The sequence below is a fragment of the Curtobacterium sp. HSID17257 genome (assembly GCF_003989515.1).
Classification (GTDB): domain Bacteria; phylum Actinomycetota; class Actinomycetes; order Actinomycetales; family Microbacteriaceae; genus Curtobacterium.
Genome location: NZ_RBLU01000022.1, coordinates 14,999 through 39,911 on the forward strand (window position 1 = coordinate 14,999; position 24,913 = coordinate 39,911).

Annotated in this window: 21 protein-coding genes and 1 pseudogene; 7 read left to right on the top strand and 15 right to left on the bottom strand. The window is 72.7% G+C overall.

Translation table 11 applies throughout. The features are described 5' to 3' along the window. Window positions 1-136: 136 nt before the first annotated feature. The 11 genes from pth to D8M35_RS05790 all read right to left on the bottom strand — a co-directional run bounded on the left by pth (window position 137) and on the right by D8M35_RS05790 (window position 11,665). Window positions 137-721 (bottom strand): aminoacyl-tRNA hydrolase, encoded by a 585-nt coding sequence (gene pth / locus D8M35_RS05740; protein ID WP_126890972.1) that lies wholly within the window; start codon window positions 719-721, stop codon window positions 137-139. A gap of 31 nt (window positions 722-752) precedes the next feature. Beyond that, the gene (locus D8M35_RS05745) at window positions 753-1,385 is read right to left on the bottom strand and encodes a 50S ribosomal protein L25/general stress protein Ctc (RefSeq protein WP_126890973.1); all 633 of its coding nucleotides are present in this window, start codon (window positions 1,383-1,385) and stop codon (window positions 753-755) included. A 204-nt stretch (window positions 1,386-1,589) separates the two neighbouring features. Beyond that, window positions 1,590-2,528 carry a hypothetical protein gene (locus D8M35_RS05750; protein WP_126890974.1) on the bottom strand — a complete coding sequence of 313 codons (939 nt, stop codon included), beginning with the start codon at window positions 2,526-2,528 and terminating at the stop codon, window positions 1,590-1,592. Window positions 2,529-2,697: 169 nt separating this feature from the next. Further along, window positions 2,698-4,053, bottom strand: a complete 1,356-nt coding sequence (gene manD / locus D8M35_RS05755; protein WP_238638109.1) for a D-mannonate dehydratase ManD — start codon at window positions 4,051-4,053, stop codon at window positions 2,698-2,700. Beyond that, window positions 4,050-5,330, bottom strand: coding sequence for a mannitol dehydrogenase family protein (locus D8M35_RS05760; protein ID WP_126890975.1), 1,281 nt, complete (start codon window positions 5,328-5,330; stop codon window positions 4,050-4,052). Before D8M35_RS05760 ends, manD begins: the two co-directional genes overlap by 4 nt. After that, entirely contained in the window at window positions 5,327-6,199 is an 873-nt protein-coding gene (locus D8M35_RS05765) for a sugar phosphate isomerase/epimerase (protein WP_126890976.1), read from the bottom strand. The genes D8M35_RS05760 and D8M35_RS05765 overlap by 4 nt, the downstream gene beginning before the upstream one ends. Next, window positions 6,196-7,398: a Gfo/Idh/MocA family protein gene (locus D8M35_RS05770; protein ID WP_126890977.1), complete on the bottom strand. Its 1,203-nt coding sequence runs from the start codon at window positions 7,396-7,398 to the stop codon at window positions 6,196-6,198. Before D8M35_RS05770 ends, D8M35_RS05765 begins: the two co-directional genes overlap by 4 nt. Beyond that, on the bottom strand, window positions 7,395-8,231 hold the full coding sequence (locus D8M35_RS05775; RefSeq protein ID WP_126890978.1) for a sugar phosphate isomerase/epimerase: 837 nt from the start codon (window positions 8,229-8,231) through the stop codon (window positions 7,395-7,397). Before D8M35_RS05775 ends, D8M35_RS05770 begins: the two co-directional genes overlap by 4 nt. Before the next feature lie 124 nt (window positions 8,232-8,355). Beyond that, entirely contained in the window at window positions 8,356-9,303 is a 948-nt protein-coding gene (locus tag D8M35_RS05780) for a carbohydrate ABC transporter permease (protein ID WP_238638110.1), read from the bottom strand. Next, window positions 9,300-10,313 (bottom strand): carbohydrate ABC transporter permease, encoded by a 1,014-nt coding sequence (locus D8M35_RS05785; RefSeq protein WP_126890979.1) that lies wholly within the window; start codon window positions 10,311-10,313, stop codon window positions 9,300-9,302. Before D8M35_RS05785 ends, D8M35_RS05780 begins: the two co-directional genes overlap by 4 nt. Then, window positions 10,313-11,665 (bottom strand): ABC transporter substrate-binding protein, encoded by a 1,353-nt coding sequence (locus tag D8M35_RS05790; RefSeq protein WP_126890980.1) that lies wholly within the window; start codon window positions 11,663-11,665, stop codon window positions 10,313-10,315. Before D8M35_RS05790 ends, D8M35_RS05785 begins: the two co-directional genes overlap by 1 nt. A gap of 143 nt (window positions 11,666-11,808) precedes the next feature. On the opposite strand from D8M35_RS05790, the gene D8M35_RS05795 reads away from it, so the two are divergent. From D8M35_RS05795 to D8M35_RS05810, 4 genes are all read left to right on the top strand, one after another. After that, entirely contained in the window at window positions 11,809-12,849 is a 1,041-nt protein-coding gene (locus D8M35_RS05795) for a LacI family DNA-binding transcriptional regulator (RefSeq protein WP_126890981.1), read from the top strand. Between the two features lie 123 nt (window positions 12,850-12,972). Then, a complete protein-coding gene (uxaC, locus tag D8M35_RS05800) occupies window positions 12,973-14,412 on the top strand; it encodes a glucuronate isomerase (RefSeq protein ID WP_126890982.1) in 1,440 nt (479 codons plus the stop codon). A gap of 201 nt (window positions 14,413-14,613) precedes the next feature. Further along, complete coding sequence (locus D8M35_RS05805; RefSeq protein ID WP_153257432.1) at window positions 14,614-17,958, top strand: SdrD B-like domain-containing protein; 3,345 nt, start codon at window positions 14,614-14,616, stop codon at window positions 17,956-17,958. A gap of 281 nt (window positions 17,959-18,239) precedes the next feature. Next, window positions 18,240-18,887 carry a class I SAM-dependent methyltransferase gene (locus D8M35_RS05810; RefSeq protein ID WP_238638111.1) on the top strand — a complete coding sequence of 216 codons (648 nt, stop codon included), beginning with the start codon at window positions 18,240-18,242 and terminating at the stop codon, window positions 18,885-18,887. Here the strand turns inward: D8M35_RS05810 and D8M35_RS05815 are convergent, their stop codons facing one another. Both D8M35_RS05815 and D8M35_RS05820 read right to left on the bottom strand, forming a co-directional pair. Then, window positions 18,888-19,586: a response regulator transcription factor gene (locus tag D8M35_RS05815; RefSeq protein ID WP_238638112.1), complete on the bottom strand. Its 699-nt coding sequence runs from the start codon at window positions 19,584-19,586 to the stop codon at window positions 18,888-18,890. After that, window positions 19,583-21,043: a sensor histidine kinase gene (locus tag D8M35_RS05820; RefSeq protein ID WP_126890984.1), complete on the bottom strand. Its 1,461-nt coding sequence runs from the start codon at window positions 21,041-21,043 to the stop codon at window positions 19,583-19,585. The genes D8M35_RS05815 and D8M35_RS05820 overlap by 4 nt, the downstream gene beginning before the upstream one ends. Window positions 21,044-21,259: 216 nt before the next feature. Between D8M35_RS05820 and D8M35_RS05825 the strand changes: the two genes are divergently transcribed. Beyond that, window positions 21,260-21,505 carry a hypothetical protein gene (locus tag D8M35_RS05825; RefSeq protein ID WP_202976531.1) on the top strand — a complete coding sequence of 82 codons (246 nt, stop codon included), beginning with the start codon at window positions 21,260-21,262 and terminating at the stop codon, window positions 21,503-21,505. Here D8M35_RS05825 and D8M35_RS05830 read toward each other — a convergent pair. Beyond that, window positions 21,492-22,031, bottom strand: coding sequence for a gluconokinase (locus D8M35_RS05830; protein WP_126890985.1), 540 nt, complete (start codon window positions 22,029-22,031; stop codon window positions 21,492-21,494). The two genes, D8M35_RS05825 and D8M35_RS05830, sit on opposite strands and share 14 nt — an antisense overlap. 113 nt (window positions 22,032-22,144) lie before the next feature. On the opposite strand from D8M35_RS05830, the gene gndA reads away from it, so the two are divergent. Then, window positions 22,145-23,617, top strand: coding sequence for an NADP-dependent phosphogluconate dehydrogenase (gene gndA, locus D8M35_RS05835; RefSeq protein WP_126890986.1), 1,473 nt, complete (start codon window positions 22,145-22,147; stop codon window positions 23,615-23,617). Window positions 23,618-23,688: 71 nt separating this feature from the next. Here the strand turns inward: gndA and D8M35_RS05840 are convergent, their stop codons facing one another. Beyond that, the gene (locus D8M35_RS05840; RefSeq protein WP_126890987.1) at window positions 23,689-24,267 is read right to left on the bottom strand and encodes a hypothetical protein; all 579 of its coding nucleotides are present in this window, start codon (window positions 24,265-24,267) and stop codon (window positions 23,689-23,691) included. Between the two features lie 275 nt (window positions 24,268-24,542). Here D8M35_RS05840 and D8M35_RS05845 point away from each other — a divergent pair. Further along, window positions 24,543-24,913, top strand: a pseudogene (locus tag D8M35_RS05845) (hypothetical protein); the annotation flags it as partial.

Here is a 24,913-nt window from a genome sequence, read left to right on the forward strand (position 1 = left end):
CGACCGGGGTACGTGAGAGTCCCCCAGTTCGGGGACCGCACGCCTTCCGGACAGTGACGTGGCGGACGCGCGCCGCGCCTCCAGGCCGACGCCGGGACCACCCGCCCGACGGATCAGGCGCGACGTGCGCGACGGATCAGGACGGGGCGTGCACGCGCTGCTGCGCGGCGAGGAGGCCGAGTTCCGCGATCGCCTCGACGGCGTCGGCGCCGTCGGCGAGCAGGTTCGGCAGCGTCTTCTTCTCGGTCGGCGAGAAGTCACGCAGGACGTAGTCGGCGGGGTCCTGGCGTCCCGGGGGTCGGCCGATGCCGATCCGCACCCGGGTGAACTCGTTCGTGCCGGTCGCCTTGATGATGTCGCGGAGCCCGTTGTGGCCGCCGTGCCCGCCACTGCCCTTGAGACGGACGGTGTCGTACGGCAGGTCGAGCTCGTCGTGGACCACGATCAGGTCCTCGGCGGTGGCGCTGTAGAACCCGAGCACGCTCGAGACCGGTCCACCGGAGGTGTTCATGAAGGATCCCGGCTTCGCCAGGACCAGCTTCGGTCCGCCGGGCACCAGGCGCCCCTCGGCGACCTGGTTCGGCGTCTTGTGCTTCTTGAACGTCGCGCCCATGCGAGCGGCGAGTTCGTCGAGGACCATCTGGCCGACGTTGTGACGGTTGCCCGCGTAGCCGGGCCCGGGGTTCCCGAGCCCGACCACGACCAGGGTCGTTCCTGTCATCAGCGTCGGCCAGACGTTCCGCGAAGGGGTGTTACTCGGAGTCGGCCGGGGCGGAGCCGCCCTCGGCGCCGGCCTCGGCGCCCGCCTCGGCAGCGGCCTCGTCGGCAGCGTCGTCGTCAGCGGTGCCACGCGGGGTGACGATCTGGACGACGAGCGCCTCGCCGTCGGTCTCGAGCTCCGCACCGGCCGGCAGCTCGAGCTGCGAGGCCAGGACCTGTGCGCCGTCCTCCAGGCCCTCGACGTCGACGGTCACGTGCTCCGGGATGTCGGTCGCCTCGACGAGGAGCGAGACCGAGGAGAGGTCCTGGACGTGGATCGTGCCGGAGAAGGACTCGCCCTCGACGACGACGGGGACGTCGACGGTGACCTTCTCGCCACGGCGCACGACGACGAGGTCGATGTGCTCGATGATCTGGCGCACCGGGTCGCGCTGGACGTCCTTGACGAGGGCGAGCTGGGCCGCACCCTCGATGTCGAGGTCGACGACCGCGTTGGCGGTACGGACGAGCAGCATGGTCTCGTGGCCCGGGAGGGTGATGTGCTGCGGCTCGGTGCCGTGGCCGTAGACGACCGCCGGGATCTTGTCGGCGGCGCGGAGCTTGCGCGCAGCGCCCTTGCCGAACTTGGTGCGGGTCTCCGCTGCGAGCTTGGTGTAGTCGGCCATGGTGCCTCCTGGTGTCGGGGTCGACGCCGGGGTGCCGGCATCGGGGGGTCTGTGGTGTTGCAACTCGAACGCGTGCACGCGTGAGGAACGCTCCCTGGACTGGGCCGGGTCTCCCTACCGCGTCGATCACGGCCGCGCACTGCGCGGCCCTCGCCGAAGTCGGTTTGTGAGTCTAGCAGGGGCCGTCGGGCGTGTCGCGCCGGGTCAGCGGCCGACGTCTCGACGGTGGCGCTGCGCGGCGCGCAGGAGGTCCCGTGCGCGGTCGCTCGCGTCCGCCGACTCGTCGCGCACGCGTTCGGCCCGCTGGATCTCGGCACTGGCGTCGGCGAGCTGCCGTTCGAGGTCGGCACGGCGCTCCTCGGCGGCCTCGAGCTCCTGCTCTGCGGCCTCCAGTGCCGCGTCGGCATCGCGTGACTCCGTGCGCGCTGCGGCCTCGGCCTCACGGGCGGCGCGGCGCTCGGCAGCGGGGTCGGCACGCGGTTCGGGCTCCGGCCCCGGGTCCTGTTCCTCCTCGGGCTCCTCCTCCGGCTGCGGCTCCGGCTGCGGCTCCGGCTGCGGTCGGGAGGCACGGCTCGCCGTGCGGGATCCGCGCGCGCTGGTGATCGGGATGGGCTCGGCATCGGTGCCGGACCACGCGTCCGGCACCGCATCGGGGTCGGCCAGTGCTCCGTCGAGGTCGACGGCGTCGAACCCGGCGCTCTCGAGCGGTCGGACGAGCAGGCCGGACCGTGCGGCGGCGCCGGCGTGCGGGTCGGCCATCGCGGCCTCGATCGTGGCGCGGACCTGGTCGAGCACCGCCGACGTCACCGGGTGCCCGGCGTCGGACGCCAGGTCGGCCCCGGCCTGCGCCAGCGCGGCGACGACCTCCGCCCGTTGCCGGCGGAGTCGACGGATCTCGTCGGGGTCTGCGTCGGCCTGGGCCTGTCGGATCGCCGGGCCGAGGTCGACCGCCTCGTCCAGGGCACCCTCGTGCGCGAGCAGGTCGACCACCCATGCGGCGGGCGCGGGCTTCCGCAGTCCGCCGATCCGGGTCGCCAGCTCGCGGTCGTCCTTCCGCACGGCCCGCTGCCGAGCGGTGCGCTCCCGCACGAAGTCCGCGGGCGCGACGAGGAGCAGTCCCCTCGCCACGTCCGCGAACTCCACGCCCCCAGCATGCCCGTCGGATCAGCTGTGCTGTCGTCAGAAGCACGATCGAGCGGGCACGACACGCCGCGCGTCATCCGCCGAGCGGGCGACATGCGTCACGGTCGAGCGTGGCCGTGACGCATGTCGCCCGCTCAGGCCCGAAGCCGGGATCGGGACCGGCGGAGGCCTACCAGTCGTGGACGGTGCCGTCGGCCAGGCGGTTGAACGGCAGGTACGCCTGCTCGTACGGGTACTTCCCCGCCTCGTCGAGGTCGAGCGTCACGCCGAGACCCGGCTCGTCGCCCGGGTGCAGGTAGCCGTCCGTGAAGGTGAACGTCTGCCGGAACACCTGGTTCGTCCGGGGCCCGTGCTGCATGTACTCCTGGATGCCGAAGTTGTGGATCGCCATGCCGAGGTGCATCTGCGCCGCGAGGCCGACGGGCGAGATGTCGGTCGGCCCGTGGAACCCGGACTTGATCTGGTACATCGCCGCGTAGTCCATCGTCTTGCGCAGCGGGGTGACGCCGCCCATGTGGGTCACGGCACCGCGGACGTAGTCGATGAGCTGGTCGCGGATGATGTCCTTGAAGTCCCAGATCGTGTTGAACACCTCGCCGATCGCGAGCGGCGTCGTGGTGTGCTGCCGGACGAGCTTGAGCGCCTCCTGGTTCTCGGCGGGTGTGCAGTCCTCGAGCCAGAACAGGTCGTACGGCTCCAGGCTCTTGCCGAGCTTCGCGGCCTGCAGCGGGGTCATCCGGTGGTGGCCGTCGTGCAGGAGCGGCAGCTCGGGGCCGAACTCGTTGCGGACGGCCTCGAACACGGTCGGCACGTGCCGCAGGTACGCCCGGGTGTCCCAGTCCTCCATCGCCGGGAACGCTCCGCGCTGCGCGGGCTCGAAGTCGTAGCGGACGCCGGCGTTGCCCTCGGTGGTCCGGTTCGACGCGATGCCGTAGATGCTCTCGAGCCCGGGGACCCCGGTCTGCACCCGGATCGACCGGTAGCCCTCGGCCTGGTGCTCGCGGATCGAGTCGAACAGCTCGGGCAGTTCCTTGCCGGAGGCGTGCCCGTAGGCCATGAGTCCGGTGCGCGACGCCCCGCCGAGCAGCTGGTAGAGCGACATCCCCGCGACCTTGGCCTTGATGTCCCAGAGCGCCATGTCGACGGCGGCGATCGCGGCCATGGTGACCGGGCCGCGGCGCCAGTAGGACGAGCGGTAGAGGAACTGCCAGGCGTCCTCGATGCGGCTGGCATCGCGCCCGACGAGCAGGGGGACGACGTGCTCCGACAGGTACGCGGAGACGGCGAGCTCGCGACCGTTCAGGGTGGCGTCGCCGAGACCGGTGACGCCGTCCGCGGTCGTGAGCTTCAGGGTGACGAAGTTCCGGTCCGGGCTCGTGACGATCACCTCGGCCCGGTCGATCAGCTGCCCGCGGTCGGTCGACGCCCAGGTGTCCGGACGGCCGGCGGTCGGGTCCGTCGCCGCGCCGCCGTCGGCGGCACTGGGGACGGGCGCGGCGGGGTTCGTGGTGCCGGTGTCGGTCATGCGTGGACTCCTTCGTCGACGGGGCCGCGTGCGGGTGCCGCGGCGGCGCGGATGCGTTCGGCGGCCGCGGTGACGGCGGCCACCACGGGGGTGGTGTCGAGGTCGGGCGCGACGACCCCCAGGACGTCGTGCAGGTCCGAGTCTGGCCCGGGCGCTCCGGCGTCGTCCACCAGCTCGGGCTGCGTGGTGCAGTGCAACCACCAGGCGGCGAGCAGGGTCGCGGCTCCCGGGCCGATCCCGGCGTCGGGGTCGCGCTGGAGTCGCCGACGCAGGACGTCGACGACGCGGACGGGCAGCTTCTGCGAGCCGCCGGACGCGATCTGGCGCAGGGTGTGCCGGATGCGCGGGTTCGCGAACCGCTCGACGAGCGCGGCCCGGGCGTCGGCGACCTCGTCGGCGGGCAGCGGGAGCTCGGCGGCGGCCTCGTCCCAGAGCTGCTCGACGACGGTACGGCAGCGTTCGTCGCCCATCGCGGAGGCGACGGTCTCGTGGCCGAGCAGCAGGCCGAGGTACGCCAGGAGCGAGTGCGACCCGTTCAGCAGCCAGAGCTTCCGCTGCTCGTACGGGGTGACGTCGGGCACGAGCCGGACGCCCGCGGTCTCCCAATCGGGGCGGTCGACGCCGTCGAACGCGTCCTCGAGCACCCACTCGGCGAAGGGTTCCGTGACCACGGGCACGCGGTCGCCGTCGAGCGCCCCGGGCAGGTCGCCGATCTCCGCGAGGTCGGAGGCGGTGGTGGCCGGCGTGATCCGGTCGACCATCGACGAGGGGAACGCGACCGTCGACGCGGTCCACGACCGGAGCGCCGGGTCGTCCGTCGCCCCCAGCACGGCCTCCCGCAGGACCTCGCCGTTGTGCGTCAGGTTGTCGAGCGACACCAGCGCGATCCGGCCGCCGCCGGCGGCCCGTCGGGCGGCGAGCCCCTCGACCAGCCGGGCCGGCACGCCGGAGTCGGCGCGGTAGCCGGCCTCGGTGACCGTCAGCGTGACGACGGTCGTCTCCGGGGACGCGACCAGGTGCCTCCAGGCCGTGTCGTCGCTGCCGGGGTGGGCCGCGACGACGGTGTCGACCACCTCGGCGGTGTCGCCGTCGGCCGCGCGCGTGACGAGTGTGTACCGGCAGTCCTGCGCGGAGAGGGCCTCGGCCGCCGACGGTGACCGACCGGTGAACGCGGTGATGCCCCACGCCTCGCCTCGGGCGTGCCCCGTGTACCAGGCGAGGTGGGCGCGCGCGAACGCCCCGATGCCGAGGTGCACGATGCCGGGACGACGGGTCATGCCGTCACCGGCACCAGGGAGCGGAGGTACGCCAGGTTGTCGGCGGTGCGCTCCGCGAGCGGCAGGTCGGTGGAGAAGTCCTCGATGGTGACCCAGCCGTCGTAGCCGTGCTGCCGCAGGGCGTCGAGGTACTCGGACACCGACGCCTGGCCGTCGCGCAGCGGTGCCCACTCGTTCCGCCAGATCCGGCTGCCGTCGGCTCGGGTCTCGCCGGTGTCGACCCAGCGGGCGTTCTTGACGTGCGCGTGGGCGAGGTACGGGCCGAGGAGCTCGAAGGCCGCCAGGTGGTCCTCCTGCCCCTCGATGACGAGGTTCCCCAGGTCGTGGATGACGCCGACGTGCTCGGGGTCGAGCCCGTCCACGAGCCGGAGCGCCGCGGACGCCGACGGGGTGATCGTCATGTGGTGCAGCTCGACGAGCGCCTTGACGCCGAGGTCGGCCGCGCGGGCGGCAGCCCACTCGAGGTCGGCGCGCGTCCGGTCGAAGAGCTCGCCGTAGGTGGTGCCGGTCCGCTCCCGCTCGCGCTGGTACCAGGGCATGGTCACGCGGACCTGGCGGGCGCCGAGGCCGCTCGTCACCCGGAGCATCGTCTCGACGCCCTCGTGGTCGGCCACCGGCTGGTAGCCGCCGATCCCGGAGTACTCCAGGCCGGCGGCGTCGGTGACCCGAGCGATCTCGCCGACCTGGTCCGCGATGCCGGTGAACTGCCAGGTCGAGCGGTTGCCGGCCCAGAAGCCGGACGAGCCGTCTGCGGTGCGGTCGTCGACGATCCGCCACTCGATGCCGTCCCAGCCCTGCTCGGCGAGGGTGTCGGCTGCCTGCGCCGGGGTCCAGTCGGGCGTCGAGGCGGTGAACACGGAGAACTTCACCGGACTGCTCCTTCCCGGGGAGCGACGACGGCCCGGGGAGCGACGACGGGTTCGACGTCGTCGTACTTCCCCTCGATGACGTCGTCGATCCGCACCGGCTGCCCGAGCGTCGCGCTGACGTACAGCCCGCGGACGGTGGCGAGCGACACGAGGGCGTCGTCCACGGTCACACCGGGGTCGCGGCCCTCCCGGATCGCCGCGACGACGTCCGTGTACTGGCGGGTGTGCCCCGCGGCGAAGTGGTCCGCCTCGGCCGGGCCACCGACGACGTGCTCCGGTGGGACGACGTCGTGCTTCTGGTCGGCGGCGTCGGCCACCGCGGTGGTGTTCGCCGTCGTCGCCGCGGACTCCAGCGTCGCCGTGTCCGGCGCGACGTGGAAGTACGCGAGCCGGTCGTCGTCGACGATCGCCGACCCGTGCGTGCCGTACACCGCGTAGCGCGCCGAGAGCCCGGGGTACGCGGCGGTCGTGCAGTGGACGACCCCGAGGGCGCCGTTCCGGAACCGCACGGTGGCGACCGCCGTGTCCTCGACCTCGATGCGGTCGTGCGCCAGGAGTCCGACCTGCGCCGAGATCTCCTCCGGACGACCGAGGGCCCACACGAGCAGGTCGACGGTGTGCACGCCCTGGTTCATCACCGCGCCGCCGCCGTCGAGCGCCCAGGTGCCGCGCCAGTCGCCCGAGTCGTAGTAGCCCTGCGAGCGGTACCAGGCGACGCTCGCGACGCCGGACGTCACGGTGCCGAAGTCGCCGCCGTGCGCGGCTCCCGCGACGGCGACCGAGGCCGGGTCGAAGCGGTGCTGGCTGATCACGCTCGTCATCAGGCCACGCGAGCGGGCGTCGGCGGCGAGCGCGGCGATCTTCCGCGCCCGCGGCATCGTGGTGTCGAGCGGCTTCTCGATGACGACGTGCTTGCCGGCGGCGAGCGCCGCCTCGGCCAGCTGGACGTGCATGCCGGAGGGCGAGCAGATCGCGACGACGTCGATGTCGGTCTGCGCGATGGCGTCCTCGATGGTCGCGGTGGTGACGGGCCGGTCGGCGCCCGTGGCCTCGAGCTCGTCGGCGGCGCCGGTGGCGGCCGCGGGGACGGCGTCGACGAGGGCGACGACCTGCAGGTCCGGGTGCTGTGCGGCGACGCGGGCGTGGTGGCGTCCGATGACGCCGGCGCCGACGACGGCGAGCTTCAGTGGGGTGGTCATCGCAGGGTGACTCCGATCTGGTCGGTGAGGCTCCGGAAGGCTCGTCCGGCGCGGCCGAACGCGGCGGGGCCGGAGAACCCGCCGAGGCTGTTCACGTCGGTCAGGTGTGGTTCGAGGGAGGCGTACCCGGCGTACCCGGCGTCACGCAGCGCGGTGAGCGTGAGCAGGAGTTCGCCGTCGCCCTCCCCCGCCGGGACGACGGACCCATCAGCGGCGAGGGCGTCCTTGACCTGCAGGTAGTCGACGTAGGGCGCGAGCTGCGCCCAGCCGTCGGTGAACGGCGCCACGCCGCACTGCACGTAGTTCGCGTTGTCCCAGGCGAGTCGCAGCGCGCCCGAACCGACGCTCTCGACGATGTCGAGCACGCGCTCGGGCACGTCGCCGTAGATGTCCTTCTCGTTCTCGTGCAGCAGGGTGACGCCCTCGCGCTCGGCCAGGTCGGCGAGCGCGCGCATCCGGACGAGGACGTCGTCGCGCACCTCGTCCGCGGTGCGGCCGTCGAAGTAGAACGAGAAGATCCGGATGTTCGTCGTCCCGAGGGCGTGCGCGGCCCGGATCGCACGGGCGAGCCGCGACACCTCGTGCTCGACGGGCTCGTCGACGGGCACCTTGCCGATCGGCGAGGCGACGGCGGACACGGTCTGTCCGCGCTCCTCGAACAGGCGGTGCAGCCCGGCGAGCTGGTCCTCGTCGAGGTCGACGACGTTGGTGCCCCAGGCGCTGCGCACCTCGATGGCGCTCGCGCCGAGCGCCTGGAGGACCGCGACCTGGACGACCGGGTCGGCGTCGATCTCGTCGCCGAAGCCGGAGAGCTCCCACGTTGGCTGGGTCATCGTGTTCCTTCCTTGTCGGACGGGAGGCGCGTACGGGCTGGCACCGCGCCTCCCGTCCGTCGTGTGGTTGCGTGCGTCACGTGACGGACCCGGCTGCCTCGGCGGGTTCTGCCCGCCGACCAGGTCACTTGACGGAGCCGGCGGTCAGACCGCCGACCAGGTAGCGCTGGAAGACCAGGTAGAGCGCGACGACCGGTACGGCGCAGACGATCGACGCGGCCATCATCTGGCCGTAGATCGGGACGGCGCCGCCCTCCTGGGCGGTGCCGAGCACCTGCAGCACCACGGCGACCGTGCGGGTGTTCGGGGTCGTCATGATGGTGCTGAAGAGCACGTCGTTCCAGCCGAGCAGGAAGGCGAAGATCGCCGAGACCACGATGCCCGGCCACGAGAGCGGCAGCACCACGCTCCGCAGGATCCGCCCGCTCGAGGCACCGTCGATGCGGGCGGCCTCCTCGAGCTCCTTCGGCAGGCCGCGCAGGTACGTGACCATCACCCACGTCGAGAACGGCAGGGCGAAGGTCAGGTAGGTGACGAACAGGCCCCAGCGGGTGCCGATCACCTGCACGCCGGTCGCGCTGGCGATGTTGGCGAAGACGACGAAGACGGGCAGGAGCAGCAGGGTGCCGGGGATCGACTGCAGCGCCAGCAGCCCGCGGAGGATCGTCAGGCGGCCGAGGAACCGGAACCGGACGAGCACGTAGGCGGTGGACACGGCGAGCGCGGCACTCGCGACGGCGACGGCCCCGGCGGTGAGCAGCGAGTTCACCAGGCCCTGGCCGAGCGCCACCGTGTCCCAGATCGCGACGTAGTTCGTCAGCGTGAACTCGGAGGGGAAGTACTCGCCGCGGGCGACCGCGACGTCCGAGTTCACCGACCCGAACAGGATGTACAGCACCGGTACGGCGATGAACGCGACGAGGAGCACGATCACGGTGACAAGCAGCCACCGGGGCAGCAGCCGGGTGACGTCGGTGTCGTACGGGCGCCTCGGGCGCTTCGCACCGCCGGCGGTGATGCTCTCGGTGAGCGTCGCGGTCGGGCGGGTCCGGGTCTGGCTGAAGGCGCTCATGCGCGGGCTCCCTCGATGTCGGCGGCGGCCGGGGCGGCGAGCACGGCGCGGTCGGCGCGGCGCTGCTTCCGGGTGGGGCCCGCGTCGTCACCGGTGTCGAGCTTGACGGCCCGCAGGTAGACGAAGAGCGGGATCGCGACGATCACCAGCGAGCAGATCGCCATCGCCGCGGACAGGCCGAAGCGGAACGACTGGAAGCTCGCGATGTACGTCAGGACGGGCATCACCTCGACGCTCGAGGGCAGGGGGTTCCCGAAGAGCACGAACGGCAGCGTGAAGTTGTTGATGTTGTGCAGGATCGAGATGATGATCGCCAGGCTCAACGGGCCGCGCAGGTACGGGAAGACGATGTACCGGAGCTTCGCCCACCACGTCACGCCGTCGAGGGCGGCGGCCTCGTGCACCTCGTTGTCGACGGCCTGGAGTCCGGCGAGCGAGAGCAGGTAGACGAACGGCCAGCTCGTCCAGACCATGACGCCGGCGAGCGCCCAGTACGACGCCGAGCCGTTCAGCCAGAGGACGTCGGTGCCGAGCGCGGTGTTCACCACGCCCTGCGGCTGGAGCATCGTGCGGAAGAACGTCCCGACGACGAACGCCGGCAGCACGTAGGGCACGAGGTAGATCGACCGGACCAGACCGCGACCGGGGAAGCGGTTCTGAGTGGAGATCGCCGCGGCGACGCCGATCGGCACGGTGACCGCGGTGACGAGCACCGACAGGGACACCGAGATCCAGATCGAGTGCAGGAGCGGCGAGTCGGTGAATGCCTCGGCGAAGTTCGCGAACCCGACGAAGGGGGCGCTGAACCACTGGCGGAGCGTGTACTGGTCGAGGTCGAGCATCGCGATGTACACGCCGACGAGCAGCGGGACGACGATGACGGCGAGCATGAGGACGCCACCGGGCAGGAGCATCCACAGCGGACGCTCGCGCTTGTACAGCGGGGTCTTCCCGTGCGGGCGGACCGCGCGCGGGGTCTCCTGGCGGGGCCGGGTCTGCGTGGTGGTCATCACAGCCCTCCGTTCTTCTGGCGGTCGAGCGTTGCCTGGGCGTCCCGCTGCGCCGCGGCGAGGCGCTTCCGGAGCTGGTCGTCGCTGACCTCGCCGCTCTTCAGCGACGGGATCGACTGCACGACGACGTCGACGAGCGAGAGCTGCACGTCCGACCACGCGCCGGTGAAGGCGGTGGGCTTCGACAGTTCGCCGGCGCGGACGATGGGTGCGAGGTCGGGGTTCTGCTCGGCGATGCGGTCCGCCGCGACGGTGTTCGTCGGCAGTTGTCCGAAGAGCTCGAAGTACCGTTCCTGCGCCTCGGGCGACGAAACCTGCTTGACGAAGTCGAACGACAGGTCCTGCTTCGAGCCGTAGTCGGCGACGACGAGGTTGTCACCGGACAGGATGCTCGCCGCCTCGATGCCGTCGGCGGGACGCTCGGTCGCGCCCGGTGGCACGGTCGGCAGCAGGGCGTACTCGTACTTGCCGTCGACGGCGGAGCCCTTCAGCGAGTTGAGGGACGTCGTCGTGGTCATCGGGAAGAACGCGGCCTTGCCGTCGGCGAACTGCGCGAGGGCCTGCGGGTTGTTCCACCCGATCGCCGCGGGGTCGACCACGCCGTCCTTCGTCACCCAGTCGAAGTAGGTGCGGTAGGCCTGCTCGACCGCGGGGGCGTCGATCTCTGCCGTCCCGCCGTCGACGATCGTGTTGCCGGCGTTCTGCGCCATGCCCCACACGAACTTCCACGGGTCGAAGCCGTCCGCATAGGCGACGGCCATGCCGTGGACGCCGTCCCCGGTGGTCTTCCTGGCGTCCTCGGTGAGCTCGTCCCAGGTGGTCGGCAGGTCCGTGATCCCGGCGCGCGCGAGGAGCTCGGTGTTCACGGCCATGACGAACGGCCGACTGGCGAACGGGATGCCGATCTGCTTCGACGTGCTCGGACCGGAGATGCCGAGCGAGGCCGGCGCGAACTGGTCCTTACCGCCGACGGCGTCCCACTGCTCCGGCCCCATCTCGACGAACGCGCCGGTGGCGTAGGCCGTGGGGGTGAACGTCGTGCCGATCGCGTACACGTCCGGACCCTGCCCGGAGATGACGCTCGTCTGGATCGCGGTGAGCTCCTCCTGCGGGGTCGAGTACGTCTCCCACTGGATGTCGGCGCCCGTGGTGCGCTTGAACTCGGCGGCGGTCTCCCGCTGCCACTGCGCGCGCTCCTTCGGGTAGGTCGTGTCCGCGCCCATCATCACGCGGAGGGTGTCCGGGTCGTCGCCGCTGCCGTCGACGATCGCGCAGCCCTGCAGCGAGAGGGCGGCGACGGCGACGACGGCGGCACCGACCAGGACGCGGGTCCTGCGTCTTCCTGTGCTCATGCGGGGGTGTCCTCCTCGACATCTCCCCCGGGCGACGGTGCCCGGGACGGCGGCTGCGCTGCCGACGTGCCACCACTGTCCCGTCCGTGGCAACAACCGGCAACCGGTTGCCACTTGTTGCCAAGGCGGCCTAGCTTCGCCTCGTGAGCAGCGCAGACACGGACACCTCGCGGCGGGTGACCATCCGGGACATCGCCGATGCGACCGGGGTCGCCCCGTCCACGGTGTCCCGCGCGCTCTCGCTGCCCGACCGGGTGAACCGCGACACGCAGCAGCGGATCCAGCAGGCCGCCCGCGAGCTCGGCTACGTCGCGAACTCGCAGGCCCGGGCACTGACCTCGGGTCGGACCCGGGCGGTCGCCGTCCTGGTGTCGGACATCACGAACCCGTTCTACTTCGACGTCATCCGGGGCACGCAGCACCAGCTCTCCGCCGCCGGGTGGACGCAGCTGCTCGTCGACACCGAGGAGTCCGCCGAGGCCGAGGTCGCAGCGCTGAGCGCCGTCGCCGGCAAGGCCGACGGTGCCGTGCTCACCGCGTCCCGTCTGTCCGACGCACAGATCGCCCGGTTCGCCGAGCGCACGCCGCTCGTCGTCGTGAACCGGCGCCCGGCCGGGGTGCCGTCGGTGCTCATCGACACCCCAGGCGGGGTCGAGCAGGCCGTGCAGCACCTCGTCTCCCTCGGCCACCGGGACGTGCTCTACGTCGCGGGTCCGGACAGCTCGTGGTCGAACGAGCGGCGGTGGCGGGCGCTCGTCCGCGTCGCGAAGCGCCTAGGGGTGCGGGTGGCGAGGATCGGTCCGCACGCGCCGTTCGTGGACTCGGGAGCAGCGGCCGCCGACGCCGCCGTGCACGCCGGAGCCACCGCGTGCATCGCGTTCAACGACCTCATCGCGATCGGGATGCTCACCCGGTTCCGCGAACGGGGTGTCCGGGTGCCGGAGGACGTGAGCGTCGTCGGCTGCGACGACATCTTCGGAGCCGACTTCTGCAACCCGCCGCTGACCACGATGACCTCGCCGATCGAACGCGCCGGTCGGGTGGCGATCCGGATGCTGCTCGGACGGCTCGACGCGCTGCCCGCCGACGAGCTGCCGGGTGAGCACCAGTCGGGGGCCGTCGCGCTGCCCACCCACCTGACCGTCCGCGAGTCCACGGGACCGGCTCCGGCGCGGCCCCGCTGACCGGCGCTGTGCGCTCTGCGCTCTGCGTCCCGCGCGCGCTCGTCCGCATCCGACCCCGCCCGCCCCGTCCCGCCCGTTCCGCCCCGTCCCGCCCGTCCGTCCGTCCGTCCGAAGGAGCCGATGATGTCCTCCACCAGCACCACCACGCCGCTCGCACCCCACCCCGACCGGCTGTTCCCGGCGGACCCCGGCGCCCGCGCCGTCGCTCGGACCGTGTACGACGCGGTCCGCGACCTGCCGATCATCTCCCCGCACGGACACGTCGACGCGTCCCTCATCGCCGACGACCAGCCGTTCCCCGACCCTGCGACGCTGCTGGTCACGCCCGACCACTACGTCCTGCGCCTGCTGCACGCGAACGGCGTCGGGCTGCAGGACCTGGGACGCCCCGACCGGTCGGGCACGCACCCGCTCCCCGACGGTCGGGAGGTCTGGCGCCGGCTCGCCGAGCACTGGGACGACTTCGTCGGCACGCCGGTCCGCTACTGGTTCGAGACGGAGCTGCACGACGTCTTCGGCCTGACCGAGCAGCCGTCGGCCGGGAACGCCGACGAGCAGTACGACCGCATCGCCGCGGCACTGGCGACCCCCGCACTCCGCCCCCGAGCCCTCTTCGACGCCTTCGGCATCGAGGTGCTCGCGACCACCGACGGTCCCGCCGACGACCTCGCCGCGCACGCGCGGCTCGCCGCCGACCCGTCCTTCACGGGTCGGGTGCTCCCCACCTTCCGCGCGGACGCCGTGTTCGACCCGTCGCGCTCGGACTGGAGGCACGTGGTCACGTCGATCGGCGAGGCGTCCGGCATCGACACGGGCACGCACGACGGGCTCCTGGCGGCCCTGCGGGACCGGCGCCGGTACTTCATCGAGCACGGTGCGACGGCGACCGACACCGGTGTGCTCGACGCGGGGTCCACCCCGCTGTCCGCGACGGAGCGCGCGCGCATCCACGCGGCGGCGATGCGGGGGCCGTCGGAGGTCACCCCCGACGAGGCCGTCGCCTACCGCCACGACATGCTCTTCCGGTGGGCCGAGATGAGCGTCGAGGACGGCCTCGTCATGCAGCTGCACCCGGGCGTGCTCCGGAACCACCACACGCCGACCCTCGAGCGCTTCGGCCCGGACACCGGACACGACCTGCCGGCCGTCGGCGCGTTCACGGAGCCGCTCCGTCCACTGCTCGAGGCCTTCGGGACCGCACCGGGCTTCCACCTCGTGCTCTTCACGGTGGACGAGACCGTCTTCTCGCGGGAGATCGGGCCGCTCGCCGGCTTCTACCCGGCCGTGTACGCGGGAGCCCCGTGGTGGTTCATCGACACCCCCGCCGCCATGGGGCGCTACCGGGCGGCGGTCACCGACTCGGCCGGGTTCACGAAGACCTCCGGGTTCATCGACGACACCCGGGCCTACTGCTCGATCCCGGCGCGGCACGACATGGCCCGGCGGGCGGACGCGGCGTACCTGGCATCGCTCGTGGTGACGCACCAGCTCGCCGAGGAGGACGCGGTGCACACGGCACACCGGATCGTGTCGGACATCCCGCGGGCGACGTTCAAGCTCTGAACGGCACGCCGTACATGTGACATGCAGAGTGTTCGGCACTGCGGTCCTCGTCGGCTCAGGGTAGGGCGTCCGTCCGTCCCGATCCGACCGAGGAGCGCCATGTCTCGTCGTCCGTCGTCCGAACGTCCACCCTCGCCCGCTCGATGCGGCCGGCCTGTCGGTCCCCCGCCGTCCGGGCGCGCGATCTGGGCGCTGGGGACGGTGGCGCTGGCGGTCCCCGCCGTCCTGCTCGGGCCGAGCGGGGCTGCTGCTGCCGCACTCGCGCCCGAGGCGGTGGTCGGCCTGGCCGTGGAGGTCGCCGCCGACGGCCGCGGTCCGTTCACGCCCGAGGACGGCCCCGGAGCCGACCGAGGTCCCGCGAACGGTGTCGTCCGGACCCGTGACGCCGTGACCTACCGGGTCACCGTGAGCGCGGGCGACGGAACCGCTCACCACGAGCGGTTCGTGCTCGACGCCCCGACGGGCACGAGCTGGGCGGGCGTACCGCTCGCGTGCACCGGAGCCGGTTCCGTGGTGGAGGGCCAGCGGCTCACCTGCGACCTCGGCGACGTCCCCTCGGGGCACGCGGTCGCCGTGCCCGCCGTGCTCGACGTGTCCGGGGACCTGCAGGACGGCGACCGCATCGCCGTGATCGGCACCGCCTCGGCCGACGACGCCGAACCGACCGCACCGGTCACCTCGGCGACGACCGTCGTGTCCGCCGCGCCGCGGTACAACCTCAGCAAGGCCGCGGTCGGCTCGACCCTGCGCACCGGAGTGCCTGGGCCGGACGCCACCCCCGGCGTCCAGTTGCGCTACCCGATCACGGTCGACTGGCAGTCCCCCGTCCCGGGGCAGGGCCTCCTCGGGTTCGAACGGAGCACGGGCGACATGCACTTCACCGACGACCTGTCCCACCTGCTCGGCGACCGGCCGTCGGGCGCGGTGCTCTGGAACGGCGGTCGACCCGCCTGTGGTCGGAACGGCGAGGACGGTGTGCAGTTCGGTGGCCTGCCCGGTGGCCGTGGCGGTGGTGACCGCGCCGTGGTCGACTCGGGCACCATCACGTGCACGCAGGCAGAGCCGGGCGGCGACGTCGACGTCACGATCGACGGTGCCGTGACGGACGCTGCCCGTGTACCCGGGCGGAACATCGGCGGTGGCCCGATCAGCGGCGGCGCGAAGCCGTACGTCGTGAGCGGGTGGATCTCACTGTGGATGCCCACCCCGGAGGCGCCGACGTCCGTCGAGTCGGTGAACACCTTCACGCCGCTGCAGACGACGTCGGTCAGCGGGACGCCGAACTTCCCCGGCGGAACGGAGCCGACGGCCGACAACAGCGCGCGGCGGAACCTCGTCGAGCTCGGACCGGGCAGCGCGGCGAAGCGACTCTGGCGTCTCGACAGCGACGGGATCGGCGTGATCGCGGGATCGGCGAAGGACGGCGACCCCTGGGCCACCCCCGGCACCCGGCTCCGCAGTGACGTCACGATGTCGAACCCGGGGCTCGCCGCCTTCCGCAACGCGGCCCTCTGCGACACGTTCGACCGCCGGACGCAGCGTCTGACGGCCGTCGGCGGGCGGGCGCCCGCGTGGACGAGCGGCTTCGAGCACGCCCGGGTGCAGTACGCCGCCGACGACACGGCATCGCCGGCGGCGGGCCAGGTCCACACGTGCGACGACGGCGACGGTCCCTGGTACGACGATCCGGAGGACGTCCCCGGCGGAGCTGCGGCGGTCGGGGCGGTCCGTGTCGTCGGTGACCTGCCCGGCGGAACGTACGGTGGCCTGTTCTCCACCGTGACGACGCAGCGAGTCCCCGACGGCACCCGCGCCCGCGACTTCGGCCACGCCCGCTTCGGTGACCACCTCCCCGCCTGGGTGCACGACCAGCAGGACCCCGACCTCGCTGCGGGCGGGCTGGCCGACAGCGTCGTGCTCACCGAGGACCTGGTCCGCGTCGGCAAGGTGGTCGTCGACCCCGGGCACGACGCCGCGGACACCCCGGACCAGACGAGCTCGGTCGCACCGGGCAACACCGTCGACTACGCGCTCCGGCCGACCCTGACGAACGGCTTCGCCGACGGACGCCCCACCGACGTCACCGTCCGTGACGTCCTGCCCGCGCACACCTCGTACGTCGAGGACAGTGCGTCGAGGACCCCCGATGTCGACACGGTGCCGGGTGCCGACGGCCAGGAGCACCAGCGTCTGACCTGGACGCTGCACGACGTGGAGCCGAACAGCCGCATCACCCCGATCACCTACACCGCACGGGTCGACCGCTCGGCCCCGGCCGGGCGGATCGCCAACACTGTGACGGTCGAGTCCCCGGCCGACCGGTCCGACGAAGGCTGGCGCACCGCGCAGCGCGGGCTGGAGGTCGTCACCACCGGCGGCGTCGGGGTCGAGAAGCGCACACCGGCACCCGTCGTCGTGACCGGCGACCACCCGGAGTGGGACCTCGAGGTCACGAACACCGACGACACCGCGATCAGCGGCCTCGACCTGATCGACGTGCTCCCGCACCGTGGAGACGCACGGGGCTCGGACTTCCACGGCAGCGTCGGCCTCGCGGCGCCGGTCCCCACCGACCCCGCCCAGGACGAGGTCGTGCGCTACACCGACGCCGATCCCACCGAGGTCGCCATGGACGGTGCCGACCCGAGCAACCAGCCCGGCGGGGCGACCCGCTGGTGCACCGAGGACGAGTTCGGCGCGAGCGGTTGCCCGGCTGCACTCGCGCGGGTGACCGCCGTCCGGGTCGAACGGCAGACCCCGGTCCCGGCCGCCGACACCGTCACGTACCGGCTCACCCTCGCGACGAGCGGCGAACAGGACGGTGACCGCTACGTCAACCGGTTCGGGCTCCGGACGTCCGACCTGGCGCTGCCGGTGCAGTCGAACCCGTCGACCGTCCGGGTCGTCGCCGGCGCGATCGGCGACCGGGTGTGGGACGACCGGAACGACGACGGCCTGCAGGACGACGACGAGCCCGGCGTCCGGGGCGTCCCCGTCGCCCTGACCGGGACCGACGACCACGGTGACGAGGTCGAGCGGCGCACGACCACCGACGACCACGGCGGGTACCGGTTCGACGGGCTTCGGCCGGGCGACTACCGCGTGCGCTTCACGGCGCCCGACGGGACGCACTTCACGGTGGAACACGTCGGCGACGACCCCGCGGTCGACTCCGACGCCGCTCCGGACGGCCAGACCGCACCGGTCACGGTCGAGCGGGTCACGAGTACGACCGGCGCGCTCGAGGGCGTGCGCCGTGACACGACCGTCGATGCCGGCCTGGTCGCGGCGGATCCCGGTGGCGGGGGCGACGGGGACGGCGGTGGAGCACCCGGGGCGGGCGGCGGTTCCGGTGTCGGGGCGGACGACGGCGCGTCGAGCGAGGGTGGTCGCGACCGCGCCGGCGCTGTGCACGCCACCGCTGCCGGACGACTCGCGTTCACCGGGACGAGCATCGGTGCTGCAGTCGCGCTCGCGCTCGCGCTCCTCGTGCCGGGGGTGACCGTGCTCGCCGTCCGGCGTCGTTCCCGGCTGACGTCGGACTGATCCCCGGCTCCGTCCACCACGTTCCGTACGGCGGGGTCGGGTTGCCTCCTGGTGACCCGACCCCGCGATCTACACGACCGGAGGCCGCCGGCACGAGGACCGCCGACACGTGGACCGTCGACAAGTCGACCGGACCAGCGGCGCGCGCCTCGGACCCGACGGAGCGGGTGCCCGGGGGCGGCAGGCCGGACGCGGCAGGGCGGACGCGGCAGGTCGGTGTTGGCAGGTCGGTGTCGGCAGGTCGGTGTCGGCAGGTCGGTGGCCGTCAGTACCGTCGAGTCGTGGAACATCCTCCGGAGAGCGGACCGGACGCCCCGAGCGGTCCGGCGCACGACATCGACCGGGTCGTGGCTGCCTACGGCGACCGAGCGGACGAGTACGCCGAGGTCCTCGGGTCGATGGGCGCTGTCCACCCCGACGACCGGACACTCGTCGAGGCCTGGGCGGACACGACGCCCGGGCTCCTGCTCGACGTCGGGTGCGGCCCCGGACACTGGACCGCGCACCTCCACCGCCGCGGCCACGCCGTCATCGGGATCGAGCCCGTCCCGCGGTTCGTCGGGCTCGCGAGGGCAGCCGCACCCGAGATCGACTTCCGGACCGGGACGATCGAGGCGGTCGGTCTGCCCGACGGTGCTGTCGGCGGTGTGCTCGCCTGGTACTCGCTCGTGCACCACCGCCCGGACAGGGTGCCGATCGCGCTCGCTGAGGTCCACCGCATCCTGGCCCCCGGCGGCGGGCTGCTCGTCGGCTTCTTCGAGGGCCCGTCGTTCGAGCCGTTCGACCACGCGGTGACGACCGCCCACCGATGGCCCGTGGAGCGGATGGTTACTGTACTCGAGGACGCGGGTTTCACGGTCGACTCCGTGCACCGGAGAACCGACGAGGGGGCACGCCCGCACGCGGCCGTCGTGGCGCACCGGACGTGATCACGGCTGCCACCCCGGCGTGACCAGTCCGGTCTCGTACGCGAAGACCACCAGCTGCGCGCGATCGCGGGCGCCGAGCTTGATCATGGCGCGGGAGACGTGGGTCTTCGTGGTCATCGGGCTGACGAAGAGCCGCTCGGCGATCTCCGTGTTGGTGAGGCCGAGGGCGACGAGCTGCATCACCTGGCGTTCGCGTTCGGTGAGCACGTCGAGCGTGGGGGCGAGGGCCGCGGGCTTCGCGTGCGTCGCGTAGGCGGCGACGAGGGACCGCGTCGGCCCCGGCGACAGCAGGGACTCCCCCGCGTGCACGGTGCGCACCGCGCGGAGCAGTTCGGCGGGTTCGGTGTCCTTCACGAGGAAGCCCGCCGCACCGCCACGGATCGCCTCGAACACGTACGAGTCCTCCTCGAAGGTCGTGAGGATCACCACGTGCACGCCGCCCAGGTCCGGGTCAGCCGAGATGCGCTGGGTCGCGACGAGTCCGTCCGTGCCCGGCATGCGGATGTCCATCAGCACGACGTCGGGACGCTCCCGTCGGACGGTGTCGACGGCTTCGTCACCGTCACCGGCCTCGCCGACCACGGTCATGCCGGCTTCGGCGTCGACGAGCGCGCGGAGGCCGGCCCGGATGAGCACCTGGTCGTCGACGAGCACGACGCGGATGACGTCGTCGTCGGTGAAGGTGGTGGTGGTGGTCACGATCGTTCCCCGGTCCCGTTCTCGCGGTGCACCCGCCCGGTCGCTGTCGCGGTGTTCGGCAGACGAGCGGCGACCCGCCAGCCCCCGTCCGGCGTCGGCCCGGCCGAGAGCGTGCCACCGACCGCAGCGGCCCGCTCGCGCATCCCGATGATGCCGTTGCCCGACGGCCCGAGCAGCGGCGACGTCCGCTCCGCGATGGTGTCGTGGGCCGGTGACGGGGAGTCCTCGACGGACAGTTCGAGGACGTCCGGAGCGACCCGCACGGCGATGCGCGCGCGGTGCTCGGGGGCGTGCTTCATCACGTTCGTCACCGACTCCTGCACGATGCGGAACGCCGTGCGGTCGGTGGTGCGGTCCAGCAGCGCACGGTCACCGTCGACGTCCGCGGTGACGTCCACTCCGGCCGCACGTGCCCGCACGACCAGGTCCTCGAGGCGGTCGAGACCGGGGACGGGGTGCCGGTCCGCCGAGCCGGGTGACGACTCGCCGTCGAGGGGGCCACGTCCGAGCGGTCCGCTGTCGAGCGGGACGCTCCTCTGCCCGTCCGGCGCGTCCGACCCGTCCGGCGAGTCCGACCCGTTTGGCCGGTCCGACCCATCGGCGCCGGGGGTACCGGGGTGGTCGACCGATCGGAGGACGCCGAGGATCGTCCGGAGCTCGACCAGGGCCTCGCGACTCGTGTCACGGATGTCGGCGAGCGAGCTGCGCGTCTGTTCGGGGAGTGCAGCCCCCAGGTGGAGCGCGACCCCGGCCTGCAGGTTGATGAGCGACATGCTGTGCGCGACGGAGTCGTGGAGCTCACGGGCGATGCGGACGCGCTCGTCACGCGCACGTTCCTGCTCCGCAGCAGCCCGTCGGCGGCGTCGTTCCGCGACGCGCTCGAGACGGACCCGGACGAGCTCGGCCACCGACAGCGTGACGGCGGCCCAGGCGGCGGCGAGGAAGACCGCGTCGAGGTTCCGGGTGGGCGTCCGGGCGAGGACCGCGTCGGCGGTCGGCAGCACCGCGACGGCCAGTCCGAGCGCGACGCCCGCTGCGGTGCGACGTCCCCGCAGCCACGCGTTCACCGCTGCCAGGCTCAGCGCGGCCACGAACGGCCCGCGCGGACTCACCAGCAGGGCGTAGCCGATCGTCGTCGCGAGCGTGACCAGCAGGACTGCCGTCGGCCACCGCCAGCGCCACGGCAGGACGACGACCCCGGCGACGAGGAGCGCGATCGCGAGCGGGCCCGGGACCGCCGCGTCGACGACGGAGGAGCCGAGGACGTGAGACGCCCAGGGCGGGCCGCCGCGAGGACCGACGGCGTCCGTCGGACCGGTCGGGAACGGCGCTGCCAGCAGCGTCCCGACGATCTGCACGAGTGCGACCGGCAGCACCCGACCGAACCGGGCGAAGCGGCGGACGCCGTCTCGCTGGTCGTCGTCCGCCTCGGCCGAGGCGGTGGGGGTGCGGTGCATGGGTCCGAGCCTAGGGTCGGACGGGTGCCACGGCGTCGGGCGCTGGCAGGAGGTGTGGACTACTCCCGCGGGAGTAGCCGCCTGTGCAGGAGGGACGGCGGTACTGCTGCGGGAGCAGGCCGGAGTCGGCCTCCGTGGCGGACGCGGGACGAGCCTCCCTGCCGGACGCTTGGATCGTCGCCCGACCGGGCGACACGAACCGCCCAGGAGGCAACCGTGCACACCGCTCTCTCGACCATCGCCGCCGTCGGCCCGTACGGGCACGGCGGCCCGCCCTTCTTCCTGTTCCCGGCGTTCTTCCTGCTCGTGCTCCTGGCCACCGCCGTCGTCTTCGGCGCGCTGCGCCGCGGCAGCTGGCGGGCACGGTCCGACGCCAGGGCCGTCCTCGCCGACCGGTTCGCCCGCGGCGACATCGACGCGGACGAGTACCGCTCGCGGCTCGCCGAGCTCAGCCGGAAGTGACCGACAGCGCCGACGTGATCGTCGCCACGGTGTCGTCGACCGATCCCTCGATCGACACCGCGACGGCGGTCTCGTCGGGCTGCGGCCGCTCGAGGGTCGCGAACTGCGAGTCGAGCAGCGAGGACGGCATGTACTCGTGGTGGCGGTGGGCCTGGCGCTCGGCGATGAGGTCGTGCGACCCGTCGAGGAACGCGATGACGAGGTCGGGCGCCGAGCTGCGGAGCCGATCACGGTAGACCCGCTTCAGCGCGGAGTTCGCCATCACGCACCGGTGGCCGGACGCCTGCACCTCGGCGATGCGCGCCGCGCACGCGTCCAGCCAGGGCCAGCGGTCCTCGTCGGTCAGCGGTGTGCCCTGCCGCATCTTCTCCTTGTTGGCGGCCGGGTGCAGGTCGTCGGCGTCCACGAACGTGCTCGGCTGGCCCTGCTCGGCGAGGGCGTCGGCCAGCGCCTGGCCGACGGTGGACTTGCCGGAACCGGAGACACCCATCACGAGCACGGGCGGGAGGACGTCGTGGTCGGTCATCCCTCCACAGTACGGGTCGTCCGCTTCCCGCCCCCAGTTGCCGGAACACCCGTGCCGACCCAAGGTGTCGGTCGTACGGTGGGCCGCGACACGTCAGGACGAAGGAGACTCAGGTGGCGGACAACGAACAGCACGACGACGGCGGCACGGCGAACATCGGCGTCGTCGGTCTCGCGGTGATGGGCTCGAACCTGGCCCGCAACCTCGCCTCGCGCGAGGGCAACACGGTCGCGGTGTACAACCGCACCTACGCACGCACCCGGGAGCTCATGGACGAGCACGGCGACATGGGGTTCATCGCGTCCGAGGACATCGACGGCTTCGTCGCGTCGCTGTCGAAGCCGCGCACCGCCATCATCATGGTGCAGGCCGGCAAGGGCACCGACGCCGTCATCGAGCAGCTCGCCGAGCGCTTCGAGGAGGGCGACATCATCGTCGACGGCGGCAACGCGAACTTCCACGACACCATCCGCCGCGAGCACGACCTGCGCGAGAAGGGCCTCAACTTCGTGGGGACCGGCATCTCCGGTGGCGAGGAGGGCGCGCTCAAGGGCCCGTCGATCATGCCCGGCGGCTCGGACGAGGCGTGGGAGACCCTCGGGCCGATCCTGAAGTCGATCGCCGCGGTGGCCGAGGGCGAGCCGTGCGTGACGCACATCGGCACCGACGGCGCCGGCCACTTCGTCAAGATGGTCCACAACGGCATCGAGTACGCGGACATGCAGCTGATCGCCGAGTCCTACGACCTGCTCCGTCGCGCCGGCGGGCACTCGGTCGACGAGCTCGTGCAGATCTACGAGAAGTGGAACGAGGGCGACCTCGAGTCCTACCTGATCGAGATCACGGGCGAGGTCCTCAAGCAGCAGGACGCCGACTCGGGCAAGCCGCTCGTGGACGTGATCCGCGACGAGGCCGGGTCGAAGGGCACCGGCGTGTGGACCGTGCAGAACGCCGTCGGACTCGGCATCCCCGTCTCCGGCATCGGCGAGGCGGTCTTTGCCCGAGCGGTGTCGTCGAAGCCGACGCAGCGTGCAGCCGTCCAGAAGTCGGTGACGAGCCGCCCGGACGTCGTCGACGTGCCCGACACGTTCGAGGACGACGTCCGCGCCGCGCTGTACGCGTCGAAGGTCGTCGCGTACGCGCAGGGCTTCGACCTCATCATCGCCGGGGCGAAGGAGTACGACTGGGACATCGACCTCGGCGCGGTCGCGAAGATCTGGCGCGGTGGCTGCATCGTCCGTGCCCAGTTCCTCAACCGCATCGTCGAGGCGTACGACAAGAACCCCTCGCTCGAGAGCCTGCTGGTCGACCCGTACTTCGCGGACGCCGTCGCCGAGGGCGAGGCAGCCTGGCGTCGCATCGTCGGGATCGCCGCAGCGTCGGGCATCCCCGCCCCCGGGTTCTCGTCCGCGCTGGCGTACTTCGACTCGCTCGCGTCCGACCGCCTGCCCGCGGCACTCATCCAGGGGCAGCGCGACTTCTTCGGCGCGCACACCTACCAGCGCGTCGACAAGGACGGCACCTTCCACACGCTGTGGTCGGAGGACGGCCGCCGCGAGGTCGAGCAGGAACCGTCCACGCACTGATCCCTGCACTGACCGAACAGACAGCAGGCCCCGTCGCACGACGGGGCCTGCTGTCTGTTCGGCGGACGGGGTCAGACGACGATGCGCTCCCGTGCGAGGTCGGCGACGAGCCGCTCGAGTCTGGGGCCCCGTCCGAGCAGCCGACGGGACCCGGGCGACGAGCGGACGAAGAAGGTGGCGACGGCGGCGGTGTCGTCCGGTCGGACGTAGTGCATGGCCACGGCGCTCGCAGTCCGCTCCCCCAGGACGTCCTCGACGCCCACGTGCACCATGCGGCTCCAGCGGATCACGAGCAGACGGGTCGCCCGACGCTCCTCGAGTTCCCACAGCGACGCCTCGGTGGCCCCGAACGCCCAGGTCACCCGCTCGCCCAGGGTGGTCTCGGGCCGGGCCCGCTGCACGTCCTGGCGCAGTTCCGGCGTCGGCGCCGCCGGCACCAACCAGACGGTCGGGTCGATGCGACGGATCGCGGACGCGAGTGCCTCGTCGGCACGACGACGGCGGATCGCCCGGGCGCGCACGACCGCGACGACGACACCCGCCACCCCGACGGAGACCGCGACGAGCTCGGCGACGCCGAAGAACGTCAGGTCGGTCTGCGGCGCCGTCGAGACGACGACGATCCGACCGACCAGGAGCGCCGTCCACACGCCGACGATGCTCCAGCGCAGGACCGCGAAACGTCGATCGACCGTCCAGGCGGTGCGCGACCGCCGCGCGCGAGCGCGGCGGGGCACACGGTCTGGTCGGTCCAACACGATCCCGATCCTCGCACGGCTCCGGTCGGGTGCGCTGTCCCGGAGCAGTGAACGGTCGACGAACCCGTCGCGGTCACGATCCCTGCACAGACCGGAGCGGCTCCCCGTCGTCCACCACCACGGACGTTGTCAGCCCATCCGCGGTGGCTCCGACCTACGCTGCACGGGTGAGCACGACAGCGGCACCGACCACCGAGCAGGCACCGGCCCCGACACGGGTCCGGCACCCGGCGCTGCTCGCGGCCGTGTGCGGTGTGGTCGCGATCGCCGCGTTCCTGGCCGTCGCCGAGTTCGGCGCGCTGCTGCTCGGCGGTGCGGGCAGCCCGCTGGTGGCCGTCGGTTCGGCCGTGATCGACCTCGCTCCCCCGGCGGCGAAGGACCTGATGGTCGGCCTGTTCGGCACCGGGGACAAGGTCGCGCTCTTCGTGCTCATGGCGGTGCTCACGGCCGCGATCAGCGCGGGCGCCGGTGTGCTCGAGCGCGCGCGGCCGCCGTTCGGGGCGGAGCCTCGTCGGGCATCCAGAGCGTGGGGACGGTC